Origin of the sequence: Streptomyces sp. NPDC047014, from assembly GCF_040644195.1 — a bacterium.
Classification (GTDB): domain Bacteria; phylum Actinomycetota; class Actinomycetes; order Streptomycetales; family Streptomycetaceae; genus Streptomyces.
In genome coordinates this window covers 25,321-38,263 of the sequence record NZ_JBEYVX010000007.1, presented here as the reverse complement: position 1 = coordinate 38,263, position 12,943 = coordinate 25,321, and the positions used below count along the sequence as shown (strand labels likewise).

Here is a 12,943-nt window from a genome sequence, read left to right as displayed (position 1 = left end):
AAAGAGGGCACATGAGAGCCGACCGGCTGGTGGCGACCCTGCTCTTCCTCCAGGAACGCGGCCGCGTCACCGTCCCCGAAGTGGCCGCCGAACTGGAAATCTCCGAGCGCACCGCGCGCCGCGACCTTGAGGCCCTGGCCGCGGCCGGCATCCCCGTCTACTCACAGCGCGGCCGCGGCGGCGGCTGGTCCCTCGTCGGCGGGGCCCGTACCAACCTCACCGGACTGACCGCCGACGAGACCCGCGCGCTCTTCCTCGCCGCCGGCCCCCTCTCGGCCACCCCGGAACTGCGCACCACCCTGCGCAAACTGGTCCGCGCCCTGCCCCCGCCCATGCGGGAACAGGCCCACGCCGCGACCCGCGCCGGCGTCGTCGACGCCACGGACTGGACCCGCAACGCCCTCACCGCCGACACCGCCCACCGCACCGCGCTCCAGGCCGCCGTCGTGGACGGCATCCGCGTCCGCCTCGGGTACGCGAGCATCGGCAAACCGGCAGGTGAACGCACCGTCGACCCCCTCGGACTCGTCGCCAAGGCGGGCGTGGACTACCTGGTCGCCGGTACGGACAAGGGCCTGCGCACCTTCCGCCTCAGCCGCGTCACCTCCGTCGACCCGACCGGCGAACCGGTCACCCGCCCACCCGGCTTCGACCTCGCCACGGCCTGGCGGACCCTGTCCGGAGCCTTCCAGGACGGCATGCACGCCGTCACCGCCCGAGCCCGCGTCCACCCCGACACGCTGCCCCTGCTGCAACGTTTCCTCGGCGGCCGCGTACGCACCGGCACCCCGATGCCCGACGGCTGGACCGAGGTATGGGTCGACGGCCCGGCCGCCAAAGCCCTGGCAGGACACCTGGCCGGGCTGGGAGCGGGGGTCGAAGTACTGGAACCGCCGGAGGTACGCCAGTGGCTGGCCCGAATCGCCGCCGAACTCACGGGTCTGTACGCGGGGGAGGAGCCGGCCCCGCCGCACGGCCGGTAGCCGATGGCGAACCGCTGCCGGGGTGTGAGCTCCGATGAACCGGTCGGGCTCACCCTCCTGCCGCGCCAGGGCGATCACCGCGGCATCGGCCCATGACAAGCTGTCCCCTTCTGAGCCCGGAGGGGGAGCCATGGCCGAGGTCGGTGGATGGATCTGGGATTGCAACCTGCGGTCGTTCCTGGAGTTGCTGTCGCACTACGTGGGCTACGAGTTCGATGCGACCGACTGGGAGACAGTGGCCCTCGCGGTCAAGGCGACCGACGACGAGCGGCCCGACGGCTGGTACGCGTATCCCCTGGTCGGCCAGGACCAGCAGGTCGAGGTCCGGCTTGCCCGCGCTGTCGGTGGCGACGAGCTCATGGTGGCCGTGAAGGGAACTCTGACGCCCGAACTGGAAGTCCGGGCGGACACCCTGCTGGCCGCCTTCGCAGCGGGATGACCAAGGTGGCGGCCCGGAACCGGTCGGGATGGGTGCGGTCGTCTGCCAGGACCGCGGGGCCCGCGCGGGCTCGGTCGTGGTGCTGAGCTTCCGGTTGCCGATGCGGCACCGGCGGGGGCCGGCCGCACCTTGTGCGGCGCCACGATCCACGTGCCGTATCTTCGGCCTGTGCCGCAGACGACAGCGCCTCGCACCCCGGTACCGGGCACGATCCGGGCCTGCGCGGGTTGGTGTCCCTGCGGGGACTGCCTCGCTCAACCTGCCCCTCCCCAAGGAGCTCACCCCTTCGCGGACGCGAGGTGCTTGCGCTCAGAGGCCGGGGGGACGCCGTCCGCCGTGCCATCGCCTCGGGCCGCCTGGCCTGACCTCACCCAGGAGCCGCCGATGTCCGTCCGCCGCGTCGTACCCAACGTCCGTTCGGAGGCCGCAGGAGAGAGCCGTGCGTTCTACGGTCTGCTCGGATTCGAGGAGGTCATGAACCACGGCTGGATCATGACGCTCGCCTCCCCGTCCAGCCCGACTGCGCAGATCAGCTTCATGGCCGACGACAAGACGGCCCCCGTCACCCCCGACATGAGCGTCGAAGTGGATGACGTGGACGCGGTGTACGCGGCCGTGCGGGAGAGCGGCGCGGAGATCGTCCATCCGCTGCAGGACGAGGAATGGGGGGTGCGCCGGTTCTTCGTCCGCGATCCCAACGGCCGGGTGGTCAACGTACTGAGCCACCGCTGACGGAAGGGCCTACTGCCTCTCCGCGTGGGAGCTCGTCCTGTTGGAAGGCCCCTCTCCGCCCGCGACGACCACCCGACCCGACCGCGCCTGACCGCATTCGAGAGGATGGCTGTCTACGGAGGATTTCAGGTGGTTCAGCTGCTCCAGCGGTGGCCAAGCGTTACACGACCCCCATCGGCTCCACACGCGGGCCGGCTGCGGCCAACTGGCTGGAGGACGCGAGGCTCCTCGGCAAGCTGAAGGGCAGCAGCACGGCCTGACCCACAGCGGTGCACGTCAGTACGACTCATGGAGATCGCCGGGATCGACCAGCGGCTCATCGGCTGGCAGTCACCCGCTGCCAGCAGATCAAGGACGCAATCCCGTTCTCACGGCCGAGTACGAGGCACGGCAGTGGCAAGCGCCGGGGGAGCGGGCCGCGTACGGGCTGGCCTGCCAGGCCGCCGACCAGACCCGCTCACCCAAACGCGAGCAGCCGCGCTCGCTGGCCGAGCTGCGCGCCGCCTGGCGGTCGACATCGCGCTGAACGGTCCACCGCATCGTACGAGCGGGCCCGTCCTGCCGCCAGAGCGCTGACCGTCCGCGTCCACGCCCTACGCCGCGCGGACCGCCTGAACTCCCGGCCCCGGCCACAGCCTGTCACCATGCCGGCCACCCTGAGTGCCCGCCCCGGGCGGAGAAAGGCCGTCGCGTTGCCGTACGCCCTGTCCCAGTTGCCGCACCCGGCCCGGGTCCGCCGGGTCCACGTCGGTGTGCACCCGACGCTTTCGGAACCGCTCCCGGATCGGCGGCTTCGGGCCGCGGGCCGGACTTCTTCTCGGAACGGAACGTCTGTGAGACGGCGCAGACTCCGTAGAGCGCGAGGTCGCAGGCCCCCGAGCGGCCGCTCGATCAGCGGGGCAGGATGCGCAGCACCGCCTCGCGTTCGCCGCTGAGCCGCAGGCCCTGCTGTACTGCGGCGCTCAGATCGAGCTCGCCGAGCAGAGTCGCGGCCAGCAGGTGCGGGGGGCCGGTCAGTGACGCGGTGGGGTGGTCGACCCGGCCGGCGTGTGTGTGCACCGAGCCGTCCTTGACCTCGATGACCAGGTCCTCGTTGCCGTCGGCGTGCAGTTGCAGGGCGATCGCCGGCTGGTCGGGGCGGTGGTCGGTCAGTGCCCGGGCCGGCATGTCCAGCCAGTGGGTGCGGAAGGTGTCGTTGTCGCCCGGCTCACGCAGCAGCGGCACGCCCCACCGGCTCAGCTCCCGCAGTACGGGCTCCAGCATGCGGCCGCGCTCGGTGAGGGAGAACAGGGTGGTGGCCACCGGCGGCGGGGCGGCCTCGCGGTGGATCAGGCCGGCTTCCTCGAGTTCGCGGAGCCGGTCGACCAGCAGGTTGCTGGCGATCCCGGGCAGCCCGTTGCGCAGGTCGGTATGCCGGCAAGGACCCAGGGCGAGCAGTTCACGGATGATCAGCAGGGTCCATCGGTCGCCGATGGTGTCCAGTGCTTTCGCGATGCCGCAGTACTGCCCGTAAGTGCGCATGCCACCACCCTACCTCGTGGATTGAGTTTCAAAACTCTCTTGTTGACTTTCTCAACAAGGTCGGTCTAGCGTCGCTGCCCATGACCTTCACCCTTTCCGTACGTCGGCTGGCCTGGGCCGGCGTCGAGATCCGTCTCGGCGACACCCGCCTGCTGATCGACCCGCTCGAGAACGTCGCTCCGCTGGCCCCGGTGATGGGGCCGCCGCACCGGCCGGTCGACCCGGTCGACACCCCGCCCGGCACCCACGCCCTCATCACCCACCTGCACCCCGACCACTACGACCACGACCTGATCGCCCGGATCGCGGCCACCGGCACGATCGGCTGCCACACCCCCAGCGCGGCGGCGCTGCACGAGGCGGGCATCACCCCCGTCGCCCAGGACCTGGGCCGGTCACGCCGCATCGGAGAGCTGACCGTCACCCCGGTGACCTCGCTGGACTGGCGCGGCAACGACTGTGACCAGGTCGCCTGGGTCGTCGAAGGCGCCGGCCGGCGGGTCATCCACTGCGGCGACACCCAGTGGCACGGCAGCTGGTGGCAGATCGCCCGCGACCACGGCCCGTTCGACGTCGCGTTCGTCCCGGTCAACGGCGTCATCGCCCACTTCGAGGGCTACGCGGCCAACGTCCCGGCGACCATGACCCCCGAGCAGGGCGTCGAGGCCGCCGTCGCACTCGGCGCCGGCACCGTCTGCGCCATGCACTACGGCCTGTTCCACAACCCGCCGTTCTACACCGAACAACCCGACATCGAGCAGCGCTTCCAGCGCGCCGCCGCCGAGCGCGGCATCACCGCGGCCATCGTCGCCGACGGCCAGCCGGTCCTCTGAGCCGCAGAAACCCAGCCGGTCCTCTCACCCTCAGAAACCCAGCCCGTCCTCCGACCCCCAGAAACAAGGAGCAACACATGAAGATCGTCCTGTTCGGTGCCAGCGGCAACATCGGCCGGCCCACCACCGAGGAACTGCTGCGTCGCGGCCACACCGTCACCGCGGTCACCCGAGCCGGCCACATCGACGGACTCGAGCACGAGGCCCTGACCGTGACCACCGGTGACGTCACCGACGCCGCCGCGGTCGCCGGCCTCGCCGCCTCCCACGACGCCGTCCTGTCGGCCGTCGGCCCCCGGATCGGCCAGGAGAACGACCGCGCCACGATCGTCGGCGCCGCCCGTGCGCTGATCGACGGACTCCGCCGGGCCGGTGTCACCCGCCTGGTCACCATCGGCGGCGCCGGGAGCCTGCGCACGCCGGCCGGCACCCGCGTCATGGACGACCCGGGCTTCCCCGCGCTGTGGAAGGCCAACGCCGAGGCCCAGTCCGAAGCGCTCGACCTCTACCGCGGCGTGCACGACCTCGACTGGACGTACGTGTCACCCGCCGCGGTCATCGCAGCGGGCGAGCGGACCGGGGCCTACCGCAGCGCCGGGGACACCCTGCTCACCGACGACGACGGCAACAGCCGCATCTCGTACGCCGACTACGCGATCGCCCTGGCCGACACGATCGAGAACGGCACCGCGATCCGCCACCGCATCACCGTGGCGTACTGAGCCATGAGCAACGACGCCGCCGGCCGGCACACCCGGTTCATCGTCCTGCTCGCAGCGCTGGTGGCCCTGGGACCGCTGTCCATCGACGGCTACCTGCCCGGACTGCCGGACCTCGCTGGCGACCTGCGCGCCGGCGCCGCGGCCACCCAGCTCACCATCACTGCCTGCCTGGCCGGGCTGGCCATCGGGCAGCTGATCGCAGGGCCGCTGAGCGACACCTACGGCCGGCGGCGTCCGTTGCTGGCGGGCCTCGCCCTCTATACGATCGCCAGCGCGCTCTGCGCGGTGGCACCCGACGTCCGGACCCTCATCGGCCTCCGCCTGCTCCAGGGCATCGGCGGGGCGTTCGGCATCGTCATCGCCAACGCGATGGTCCGCGACAGCGCCTCCGGAACCCGCTCCGCACGTCTCTTCTCCACCCTGACATTGATCACCGGCCTGGCGCCGGTGTTCGCGCCGGTCCTCGGCGGCCAGCTCCTGCGCGTCACGGCCTGGCCGGGGATCTTCGTGGGCCTGGCCGTACTCGGCGCCGTGATGCTGGCGGCCTCCGCCGCAGGACTGCCGGAGACCCGGTCCTCCGCGTCACACCAACCGCTGCCGGCTGTGATCGGGCAGCTGCTCGGCGACCGGGTCTTCACCGGGTACGTCCTGGCCAACGGCCTGGTCTTCGCGGCGATGTTCGCCTACATCTCCGGCTCGCCGTTCGTCCTGCAGGAAATCCACGGCCTGTCACCGCAGCAGTACAGCGCCGTGTTCGCCGTCAACGCCGCCGGACTCATCGCGGCCGCCCAGATCAGCGGCCGACTGGTGGCCCGGGCCGGGGCCCGCGTGCTGCTGCTCGCCGGTCTGCTGGGCGCGAGCGCCGGTGGCATCACGGTCCTGGGCGCGGTGCTGGTACGGGCACCCCTGCCCGCGCTCCTGACCGGCCTGTTCGTCCTGGTCTCCAGCGTGGGCCTCGTCATGCCGAACGCCGCGGCCCAGGCCCTGGCCGACCACGGCGGACACGCCGGGTCGGCCGCCGCTCTGCTCGGCTTCAGCCAGTTCATGATCGGCGGGGCACTTGCTCCGCTGGCCGGTGCGGGTGGCGCCACCGACGCCTTGCCGATGGCAATCATCGTCGCCGTGCTGCCGGCGCTCGCTCTGCTCACACTCGGCGTCCTCACCCGGCCGACGCACGGTGAGCGCACGCGCAGCCCGGCCCGCCAGGAACCTGCCGAGCACCGGCGCCCGCGCCGTCACACCGATCGCGGCCGAGCCGCCATCCAGCGAACCGGGCCGGCGTCTGGCGAACAGGGTGATTCGCGATCAGCGTGACAGACATACCGTTGATAAGAGCCGCGCCTAGGTGTATTCACCCGCAGCGTTGTTGACGCGGCTGATGGGTGGGTGTCCGCCCAGTGCGGTGTGGCAGCGGTGGTGGTTGTAGGTGTGGAGGAAGTCTGCCAGGGCTGCTGTCCGCTCGGTGTTCGAGGTGTAGGGCCGCAGGTAGGCCCATTCGTCTTCGTCCAGCAGGGTGCGGTTGAAGCGTTCGACCTTGCCGTTGGTCTGCGGCCGGTAGGGCCGGATCTTCTTGTGGGCGATGCCGGCCGCGGCCAGGGTTTGTGTGAACAGCTTGGATTTGTAGCAGGAGCCGTTGTCGGTCAGGACGCGTTCGACCAGGATCCGCCTCCCGTGAACGGTCAGCCGGGCATCACGGTGGGACACGAAGACCTCCGTGTGCGGTGCAGCTTAGACACCTCCACCACACTGGAGGTCTTCGCCGTGATCAAGACCCCGCCAGCGTTAACAACGCTCGTGGTCAATACACCTAGTCCTCCACGACCCCGAGGGGCGTCTCGACGCGGAACTCCCCTTCGAAAGGGAGCTCCACAAGGCTTTGGTCAAGGCCGTGCTCGTATGGACCCAGAACCCCGGCCTGCCGCCCGCGGACCTCCAGCAGATCGCTCTGCTGCGCACCGGCACCGCCCGGGCCGTCGCCGCCTATGTCCGCCGGGCCGCCGACCGGCTGCCCGAAGACCACGCCGCCCGCGCCCTGGCCGACGTCGTCCTCGAGGAAGCGAGCCGCCGCCTGTCCGTCCCGCCGGAAGGCACCGCCCGCTGCGCCCAGAACCGTGCCCGGCTCGTCCGCGCCCTGTACGAGCGCCTGGACCGCCTCGTCGCCGTCGCACCCCAGGCCGCCACAGCGCCCCGGCCCACCGCCGGGGCGCCGAGCCGGTTTCCGCAGCTCGCCGGGACTCCGGCGGGCTGCGCCGGCAGCGCCGCTCAGAACCTGCTCAACCGCTGCTCACCCTGGTTCGCGACGCCCCGGCCGGCACCGCGGTCAGGTTGACTGCGTCGGTGTCGATCGAGTGAGAGGGGCGGATCCCGCCATGGCTGACCAGCCGTCCGTGAGCATCGGTGGTGTGACCTACCGGGTGACACCCGAGTACCTGGCCAACGCCTCCAGCAACACCATGTCCACGGCGGCCGAGATCTCCGGGCAGTTGAGCGACCTGAAGGCGTACGTGTCGAGCCTGGAGGCGAGCTGGCAGGGCATCGCCCACAACCGGTTCCAGGTGCTGATGGCCGAGTACGACATCTACGCGCGGATGCTGAACGACGCCCTGGAGGGAATCGCCAAGGGGTTGCAGGGCAACTACGTCAACTACAAGGAATCCGAACAGCAGAACGTGAACAACCTGATCGCGCTCGGCGCGGACGTACCCAGACCCTCCACGGGCACCAACTTCTCCTGACCGCCGCACGCACGCACGCACGCACGAGGAGCAACTCATGGCCGATGTCGATGGCACGCCGATCTACGTGGGCGAGGGGCTCGCCGCGGCCGGCGGCTGGCTGAACGAGAGGGCCGGCGAGGTCTCCGGCGAGCTCCAGGGCCTCAAGTCCCAGTTGATTCCCCTGGCGGACTCCTGGCGGGAGAGCCATGCCGCCACCTACTACCAGGACATGCAGAACGAGTGGGACCTGGCGGCGAACGGCCTGTTCGGACCCGACGGAGTGCTCGGCCGCATCGCCCATGCCATGCACGTGAACTGGAACAACTACAGCGATGCCGAGTGGTCGAACATGTCCACCTGGCGCCGCTGACCCGACACCACCGAAGGAATCGTCCGTGCCCGATGAACGCTGCCGGGTCACCGTGGTCGGTGAACGCAGGCGCGTCGACCTCGCGCTGCCGGCGCAGGCGCCGATCGCCGAGTACGCCCCTCGGCTCGCCGCCCTGTGCGGCCAGCCCGAGTCCGAGGCGATGCCACCCGTCTGGTCACTGGCCGAGTCCGGGGGCCTGCCCATGGCCCCCGGCGACTCGCTGGCCGGCGCGGGCATCACGGACGGTGCCACGCTCTACCTGCGCGACCACCGGGACGGCGAGTGGGGCGAGCTGACCGTCACCGACCTGGACGAACAGGTCACGGCGGCACGCGCGGACAGCGGTCTGTGGAGTGCCCGCCGCCGGGCGCAGGCGGTGCTGGGGGCGGGTCTGCTGGTGACCGTCGTTGCCGCGGGATGGCTCGGGGCGCACCGTGCGGCCGGGCCGGCCGTGCCGCTCTTCGTGTTCGCCGCGCTGGCCTCGGCTCTGCTCGCCCGGTACGCGACCCGCAAGAACTGGCCGCTTCCGGGCGCAGTTCGCCAGCTCCTGGCGCTGACGGCCTGCCCTCTGCTGGCCTGCGCCGGCCTCGGCGCACCGCTGCACGGGCCGGTGGCCACCCCGGTGCTGGTCTCGGTCACTGCCGCGCTCGGCGCGCTCGCGGGGCTGGTGGCGCTGCCCGCGCCGTCCACCGTCGTACTGCAGCTGATCACTGCCGTGGCAGCGCTGTTCGTCGTACCGCTGACCGTGCTGGGCGCGAGCCGCTCCGGCGCGGCCGCCGTACTCGCTCTGAGCCTGTACCTGCTGGCCGGCCTGCTGCCCCGGGTGACCAGCCAGATCGCGGTCCTCGCGCCCACAGGACCGGACACCGGCGCGCCGGTCATGGACAGTGGCGACGTGGCTGCTGTGGTGCGCCGCGGCAATGCGCTGCTCACTCTGCTCAGCGTGCTGACCACGACGGTGCTCACCGCCGCGCTGCTGGTCCTGAGCGCCTCCCGGGGGCCTTGGGCGCTCGCCCTGCTCTGCGTGGTGGGCCTCGGGCTGCTGCTCCAGGCGGGCTCGGTGCGGGTGCTGTCCGCCGTACTGCCCCAACTGGCAGCCGGAGTGATCGGGTTGCTGGCGCTGGCGATCCGGCTCCCCGAATACCTCTTCGACTCCCGCGCCGCCGGGCCGCTCGCCGCGTTCGCCGCCGGGCTGGTGCTGGTCGGCTGCGGTCTGTTCCTCGCCTTCGGTGCCGCGCTGCGCCCCGTCGAGCAGGAGCGGCCCACGTGGCCGTCGGCGGTCGCCACCTGCCTCACGGTGGTCGGTCTGCCGCTGGTCGCCGGTGTCTTCGGCCTCTTCGGCCGGCTGGCCAACCTGGGGAGCGGCCTGTGACCGGGCTCCGGGTGCGGGCCCGCGCCGCCGCGGGGGGCCCGCGGTGAAGGCGGCCGCGCAGCGGGTGGCGCCCGGCAGCTGGGGCGCCCACCGCACCATCACGGCAGCGGTGCGGGGAGCCCGGCCGGGTGCCGTGATCACGGTCCAGGCCGGCACCTACACCGAGAGCATCGTGCTCGACAAGGACGTCAGCCTGGTCGCCAAGGGCGAGGTACGGCTGGTCGCCGCACGGGGCCCGGCCGTGACCGTGCAGGCCGGCCGGGGCGAACTGCGCGGCTTCGTCCTGTCCGCCACCGCACCCCGCGAGGCGGCCGTGCTGCTGCGCGGCGGCGAACCGGTGCTGCGGGACTGCGAGATCACCGGCGGCCGCGTCGAGGTCGCCGGAGCGGCGGCAGCCCTGCTGACGGGCTGCTCCGTACGGCAGGCCGAGGGTGCGGCGCTGTGGCTCACGGGCACCAGCCGCACGGTGCTGGAGGGCCTGAGCGTCCACGGCTGCACCGGGGACGGGCTGGTGGCGGGTGACGAGGCACGGGCCGAGCTGACCGACGCGCTGCTGGACGGAGCGACCGGGCGCGGCGTCGTCCTGACCGCCGGCTCCCACGCGACCCTGACCCGCTGCGAGATACGCGGCACGGGCGCCGCCGCCCTCCTCGCCGAGGGGCACGCGGGGGCCGTGCTGCGCGAGTGCCGGCTCCACGAAGCGGGCGGCGAGGGGGTCTGGCTGCGCGGCGCCGCAGGCCGCCGCGCGGGCGCGGACGGCAGCCCGGTGCGGGATCACGACCCGCACCCCCAGAACAGGGGCTCGGCCCTCCCCCGTGGGGTCGAGCCCCCCACCCCCCGCTGCGCCCCGGGCGTCCGGCTGCGCGGTTGCGAGATCTTCCGCACCGCCGGGGCCGGGGTGCTGGCGGACGGCGGCAGCGCGGTCCTGCTGGACGGGTGCCACGTGCATCACACCTCCGGGGCCGCGGTGCTGGTCACCGCCGAGGCCGCCGCGGAGCTGAGGGCGGTGCGGGCGGTCGACTGCGAGGACACCGCGATCGTCGTCAGCGGCTCGGGCGCGGTCGCCGCGTACGACTCCACCTTCGCCCGCACCGCCGCCAACGGGTTGTACGCGGTCGGTGAGGCAGAGGTGTCGCTGGTCGGCTGCACGGTGCGCGACACCGCTTACAGCGCCCTGCACCTGGGTGGCGGAGCCCGCGCCGACGTGCGCGGCTGCACCGTCGCCGACAGCCCGGAGTACGGGATGCGGGTGACCGAGCGGGCCGAACTGCTCGCGGAGGACTGCGCGGTGACCGGCACCGGTCTGGCCGGGGTGTGCGTGGACGGCGGCGACGCCGCGCTGCGCGGCTGCCGGATCAGCGGCACCCGGGAAGGGGTGCGGCTGCGCACCTCGCACCGTCCGCTGCTCGCCGACTGCGAGATCACCGGCACCGGGGAGACCGGTGTGCGGATCGGCCGGGACACCGGAGCACGGCTGGAGAACGTGACGGTCACCGGCAGCGGCACAGCCGGTCTGCTGCTGGAGGAGGGCAGTACGGCGGTGGTGGACGGCGGCTCGGTCCGCGAACCGGCCGGCAGCGGCATCGTCGTCCGGGCCGGGGCCCGGCCCCGGATCCGCGGCACGACGGTCGCGTCGGCCGCCAAGAACGGGCTGTTCGTCGAGGAGGACGGCGAGGGCCGCTACGAGGACTGCCGGTTCACCGGGAGCCGCTTCCCCGCCGTCTACGCAGGAGCCCGCTCCCGCGTCCTGTTGCGCCGCTGCACCGTGGACGGGACCGAGCAGGACCTGCTGCGGGACGAGGAGGCGCAGGTGACGGCCGAGGACTGCCGGGTGGAGGGTGTCTCCGAGCCGTTGCTGCCCGCGCTGGAGCGCGTGGGAGCGGGGACGGGGGCGGGGCGCACGGCCGTGCCCGCTGTCGCGCACCCCGCGGGTCCGGCCGGCCCAGCGGACGACGGCGGGTCACCGGACCGGGACGCGTCCGGCGGCGCCGGGCAGGGCGCAGGCGAACTTGCCCGTCTGCACGCCGAGCTGGACCGGCTCGTCGGCCTCGACGGGGTCAAGCGGGACGTACTGAACCTCACGAAGCTGATGCAGATGGTCAAGGTCCGGCAGGACGCGGGGCTCCCGCCGCCGCCGCTCAGCCGCCATCTTGTCTTCGCCGGCAACCCCGGTACCGGCAAGACCACGGTCGCCCGGCTCTACGGTGGCTTCCTGGCCGCCCTCGGGCTGCTCGCCCGCGGCCACCTGGTGGAGGCGGACCGGGGCGACCTGGTCGGCGAGTACGTCGGACACACCGCTCCCAGGACCACCGCCGTCTTCCGGCGGGCGCTGGGCGGGGTGCTCTTCATCGACGAGGCATACTCACTGGTGCCGCAGGGACATCTGACGGACTTCGGCGCGGAGGCCGTCTCGACGCTGGTGAAGCTGATGGAGGACCACCGTGACGAGGTGGTCGTCATCGTGGCGGGCTACCCGAGCGAGATGGACCGGCTGCTGGAGTCCAATTCGGGCCTGGCCTCCCGCTTCACCCGCACCCTGCACTTCGAGGACTACTCCTCCGCGGAACTGGTGCGCATCGTGCGGCACCAGGCCGACAGCCACGAGTACGCCGTGGCGCCGGAGACCGCCGAGGCGCTGCACGACCATTTCGAGACCCTGCCGCGCGGCGAGCGGTTCGGCAACGGGCGCAGCGCCCGGCAGGTCTTCCAGCTGATGACCGAACGTCACGCCCAGCGGGTGACCGAACTGGGGCTGAGCACGGCCGATCTGGCCTCGGCGGACCCGGGGCTGCTCACCACCCTGCTGCCGGCGGACCTCCCGCCGGGGCAGGCGCGGTGACGGCCGGCGGCGCGGCGCGACGGGACTTCGGACCTGCTGAGACGTTCGGACCTGCTGAGAGGAAGGTGTCCGGCGGATGACGGAACAACCGACGGGGGAGCAGTGGCGCGCCCACCTCGCGGCGCTGCACGAGGCGATCGGCACGGTCAAGCGCGAGGCCGTGTCCATCAACGAGACCATGGCATCGATCGACTCCAGGATGAACGAGATCGGCACCCACTGGGCCTCCCCGTCCTACGCCACCTTCGACGAGATCAAGACCTGGTTCCACACGGCGCAGCACGACCTGGAGACCCTGCTGGAGGACATCCTCCACCGCATGACCACCAGCTACTGGAACTACCACCACGCGGAGACCGCCAACTACGCGAACCTCGGCGACGGGCAGCGGGATGCCTGAGCCGAGGTCCGCGGC

General features: G+C 72.3%; 13 protein-coding genes and 1 pseudogene. 12 read left to right on the top strand and 2 right to left on the bottom strand.

The genetic code is table 11. The features are described from left to right. Window positions 1–11 precede the first annotated feature (11 nt). The 3 genes from ABZ873_RS06735 to ABZ873_RS06725 all read left to right on the top strand — a co-directional run bounded on the left by ABZ873_RS06735 (window position 12) and on the right by ABZ873_RS06725 (window position 2,154). On the top strand, window positions 12–983 hold the full coding sequence (locus ABZ873_RS06735; RefSeq protein ID WP_360866239.1) for a WYL domain-containing protein: 972 nt from the start codon (window positions 12–14) through the stop codon (window positions 981–983). Between the two features lie 130 nt (window positions 984–1,113). Beyond that, window positions 1,114–1,422 (top strand): hypothetical protein, encoded by a 309-nt coding sequence (locus tag ABZ873_RS06730; protein WP_360866237.1) that lies wholly within the window; start codon window positions 1,114–1,116, stop codon window positions 1,420–1,422. Between the two features lie 384 nt (window positions 1,423–1,806). Further along, window positions 1,807–2,154 (top strand): VOC family protein, encoded by a 348-nt coding sequence (locus ABZ873_RS06725; protein ID WP_360866235.1) that lies wholly within the window; start codon window positions 1,807–1,809, stop codon window positions 2,152–2,154. Between the two features lie 891 nt (window positions 2,155–3,045). Here ABZ873_RS06725 and ABZ873_RS06720 read toward each other — a convergent pair. Further along, complete coding sequence (locus ABZ873_RS06720; RefSeq protein WP_360866232.1) at window positions 3,046–3,675, bottom strand: winged helix-turn-helix transcriptional regulator; 630 nt, start codon at window positions 3,673–3,675, stop codon at window positions 3,046–3,048. Window positions 3,676–3,755: 80 nt separating this feature from the next. Between ABZ873_RS06720 and ABZ873_RS06715 the strand changes: the two genes are divergently transcribed. From ABZ873_RS06715 to ABZ873_RS06705, 3 genes are all read left to right on the top strand, one after another. Continuing rightward, window positions 3,756–4,508: an MBL fold metallo-hydrolase gene (locus ABZ873_RS06715; RefSeq protein WP_360866230.1), complete on the top strand. Its 753-nt coding sequence runs from the start codon at window positions 3,756–3,758 to the stop codon at window positions 4,506–4,508. 77 nt (window positions 4,509–4,585) lie between these two features. Beyond that, the gene (locus ABZ873_RS06710) at window positions 4,586–5,230 is read left to right on the top strand and encodes an NAD(P)H-binding protein (protein WP_360866227.1); all 645 of its coding nucleotides are present in this window, start codon (window positions 4,586–4,588) and stop codon (window positions 5,228–5,230) included. A 3-nt stretch (window positions 5,231–5,233) separates the two neighbouring features. Then, window positions 5,234–6,544 carry a multidrug effflux MFS transporter gene (locus ABZ873_RS06705; protein WP_360866224.1) on the top strand — a complete coding sequence of 437 codons (1,311 nt, stop codon included), beginning with the start codon at window positions 5,234–5,236 and terminating at the stop codon, window positions 6,542–6,544. 27 nt (window positions 6,545–6,571) lie between these two features. Here the strand turns inward: ABZ873_RS06705 and ABZ873_RS06700 are convergent. Continuing rightward, a pseudogene (locus ABZ873_RS06700) lies at window positions 6,572–6,922 on the bottom strand (integrase core domain-containing protein); the annotation flags it as partial. Window positions 6,923–7,118: 196 nt separating this feature from the next. On the opposite strand from ABZ873_RS06700, the gene ABZ873_RS06695 reads away from it, so the two are divergent. From ABZ873_RS06695 to ABZ873_RS06670, 6 genes are all read left to right on the top strand, one after another. Further along, complete coding sequence (locus ABZ873_RS06695; protein WP_360866221.1) at window positions 7,119–7,559, top strand: restriction endonuclease; 441 nt, start codon at window positions 7,119–7,121, stop codon at window positions 7,557–7,559. A gap of 40 nt (window positions 7,560–7,599) precedes the next feature. Further along, entirely contained in the window at window positions 7,600–7,965 is a 366-nt protein-coding gene (locus tag ABZ873_RS06690; RefSeq protein ID WP_360866219.1) for a WXG100 family type VII secretion target, read from the top strand. 37 nt (window positions 7,966–8,002) lie between these two features. Continuing rightward, a complete protein-coding gene (locus ABZ873_RS06685; protein ID WP_360866216.1) occupies window positions 8,003–8,317 on the top strand; it encodes a WXG100 family type VII secretion target in 315 nt (104 codons plus the stop codon). 25 nt (window positions 8,318–8,342) lie between these two features. After that, complete coding sequence (locus tag ABZ873_RS06680) at window positions 8,343–9,689, top strand: EsaB/YukD family protein (protein ID WP_360866214.1); 1,347 nt, start codon at window positions 8,343–8,345, stop codon at window positions 9,687–9,689. A gap of 43 nt (window positions 9,690–9,732) precedes the next feature. Beyond that, window positions 9,733–12,528, top strand: coding sequence for a right-handed parallel beta-helix repeat-containing protein (locus ABZ873_RS06675; protein WP_360866211.1), 2,796 nt, complete (start codon window positions 9,733–9,735; stop codon window positions 12,526–12,528). A 76-nt stretch (window positions 12,529–12,604) separates the two neighbouring features. Further along, window positions 12,605–12,928: a hypothetical protein gene (locus ABZ873_RS06670; protein WP_360866208.1), complete on the top strand. Its 324-nt coding sequence runs from the start codon at window positions 12,605–12,607 to the stop codon at window positions 12,926–12,928. Window positions 12,929–12,943 lie beyond the last annotated feature (15 nt).